Genomic DNA, 2,380 nt, shown 5'->3' with positions numbered 1-2,380 from the left:
CTGGTCCCCGGCGGCCGCGACCGCGATGGCGGCGGCCGCCGGGCGCGCCGCGGCGAGGGGCGCGATCCTCGCCGAGGGCCCCGACCTCCTCGCCGCGCTGACCTACGACCGGGAGTGCCGGGCCGTGGAGGTGCTGCGGCGGACGGGGGTGGATGTGGATCTGCTGGTCACGGCCCTGGACGGCATACCCTGCCAGTTGCAAACGGGGTGACGGTCCTGACATCGGGCTGACATGATGGCCCGATGCACAGCACGCGAGGCCAGCGCCATGGCCAGGTAAGGGGTGTCGGTCTGGGGCTCGCCCTGGTCTCGGCGCTCGCCTTCGGCGGCTCGGGCGTCGCCGCCAAGCCGCTGATCGGGGCGGGGCTCGAACCGTTGCAGGTGACCTGGTTGCGGGTGACGGGCGCGGCCCTCGTCATGCTGCCGCTGGCCTGGCGCCACCGTCGGCTGCCGCTGCGGCGCCCCGGACTGCTGCTGGGCTTCGGCCTGCTGGCCGTGGCGGGCGTCCAGGCCTTCTACTTCGCCGCGCTCTCGCGCATCCCGGTCGGGGTCGCGCTGCTCGTGGAGTACCTCGCGCCCGCGCTGGTGCTGGGCTGGGTCCGGTTCGTCCAGCGGCGGCCGGTGAGCCGGGCGGCGGCGGTCGGCGTCGTGCTCGCCGTGGGCGGGCTCGCGTGTGTGGTGGAGGTGTGGTCCGGGCTGAGCTTCGACGCGCTGGGCCTGGTGCTCGCCCTCGGCGCCGCCTGCTGCCAGGTCGGCTACTTCGTCCTGTCCGACCACGGCAGCGAGGGGCAGGACGCGGCCGATCCGCTCGGGGTCATCGCCTACGGGCTGCTCATCGGCGCCGCGACGCTGACGGTGATCGCCCGGCCGTGGGAGACGCACTGGCCGGTGCTCACGGGGCAGGCCGACCTCGCGGGCGCGCGGGTGCCCGCGGTGCTGCTGCTGGGCTGGATCGTGCTGATCGCCACGGTGGTCGCGTATCTGACCGGGGTGCTCTCGGTGCGTCGGCTGTCGCCGCAGGTGGCCGGGGTGGTGGCCTGTCTGGAGGCGGTCGTCGCGACCGTGCTGGCCTGGGTGCTGCTGGACGAACACCTGGGCGCGGCCCAGGTCGTCGGCGGTGCGGTGGTGCTGGGCGGCGCGCTGATCGCGCAGACGTCGGCGCCGAAGGCGGCGGGGGCGGAGCCGGTGGCGGCGGGGCCGTCCCCCGCCGCGCCCCCGGTCGCCGCGTCCGAGTCGGGGCACCCCCGCGCGGCGGCGGACGAGCCCCCGGAGGGCGCTCCCTAGGGTCTACCCCAGCGACGCGAGATAGCCGGGTAGGGGCGTGTCCGGCGCCAGGTCGTCCGCGGGGACGGGCGCGCCGTGCGTCCGGGCGACCGGGACCACGCCGGTCCAGTACGGCAGCGCCATGTCCTCCGGTTCGTCGTTGGGGCCGCCGGTGCGCATCTTGGCGGAGACCTCGTCGAGGTCGAGTCGGAGCACGGCGGTGGCGGCCAGCTCCTTCGCGTTCGCCCGGCGGGAGTCGGCGGCCCGGCCCGGCACCACATGGTCCACCAGCGCGTCGAGCGCGGCCGCGCGCTCGGCCTCGTCCAGCACCTGACGGGCGGTGCCGTGCACCACCACCGAGCGGTAGTTGATCGAGTGGTGGAACGCCGAGCGGGCGAGCACCAGGCCGTCGACGTGCGTGACCGTGAGGCACACCGGCAGCCCCGGGTCCTCGGCGCCCGCCATCCGCAGGGGGCGCGACCCGGTCGAGCCGTGGACGTAGAGGCGGGACCCGGACCGGGCGTAGAGGGTCGGCAGGACGACCGGGGCGCCGTCGCGTATGAAGCCCAGGTGACAGACGTACCCCTCGTCGAGGATCGCGTGCACCACGTCCTTGTCGTACGAGGCGCGTTCCCGGGCGCGGGTCGGGGTGGTGCGGTCGGTCGCGGCGTAGGCGGTGCCGTCCGGTTCGGTGGACGGAGCGGTGGACGGCTCGGCGGGCGGCTCGGTGGTCGCACTCATTTGCGCACTCCCATTGCACTAGTGCAAACTGTCTTTTGTGCTAGGAGAATATCCGATCGAAGGGCGTGGCGCAGCGGAGATTGCGGCCAGCGTGGAGCGGGCGGTCGGTGCCGGGTCGCTGTCGCCCGGCCAATCGCTGCCGCCACAGCGGGAGTTGGCCACGTGGCTGGGCGTCAACCCGAACACCGTCGCGGCCGCCTATCGCGTCCTGCGCGAGCGCGGCGTGATCGAGACGGCGGGCCGCCGGGGGACCCGGGTGCGGGCGCGCCCGGCGAGCACACCCCGCGAGTGGCTCCGGGTCGAGGCCCCGGGCGCGCGCGACCTCGCGACCGGCAACCCCGACCCCGCCCTGCTGCCGTCGCTCGGCGCGGCCCTC

The 2,380-nt window shown here is 75.4% G+C and carries 3 protein-coding genes and 1 pseudogene; 3 read left to right on the top strand and 1 reads right to left on the bottom strand.

Going from position 1 to position 2,380, the window contains the following annotated elements:
- Positions 1-211: pseudogene (locus EEJ42_RS14890) on the top strand (Clp protease N-terminal domain-containing protein); the annotation flags it as partial.
- Positions 212-243: 32 nt separating this feature from the next.
- Complete coding sequence (locus tag EEJ42_RS14885) at positions 244-1,284, top strand: EamA family transporter (RefSeq protein ID WP_123100429.1); 1,041 nt, start codon at positions 244-246, stop codon at positions 1,282-1,284.
- 3 nt (positions 1,285-1,287) lie between these two features.
- Here EEJ42_RS14885 and EEJ42_RS14880 read toward each other — a convergent pair whose 3' ends face one another.
- Complete coding sequence (locus EEJ42_RS14880; protein ID WP_123100428.1) at positions 1,288-2,004, bottom strand: pyridoxamine 5'-phosphate oxidase family protein; 717 nt, start codon at positions 2,002-2,004, stop codon at positions 1,288-1,290.
- A gap of 37 nt (positions 2,005-2,041) precedes the next feature.
- Between EEJ42_RS14880 and EEJ42_RS14875 the strand changes: the two genes are divergently transcribed.
- Positions 2,042-2,380: GntR family transcriptional regulator (locus tag EEJ42_RS14875; RefSeq protein WP_123100430.1), on the top strand; the 339-nt coding region annotated here is incomplete at its 3' end.

Source organism: Streptomyces botrytidirepellens, assembly GCF_003721215.1.
Classification (GTDB): domain Bacteria; phylum Actinomycetota; class Actinomycetes; order Streptomycetales; family Streptomycetaceae; genus Streptomyces; species Streptomyces himastatinicus.
This window is presented reverse-complemented; position numbering and strand designations above follow the sequence as displayed.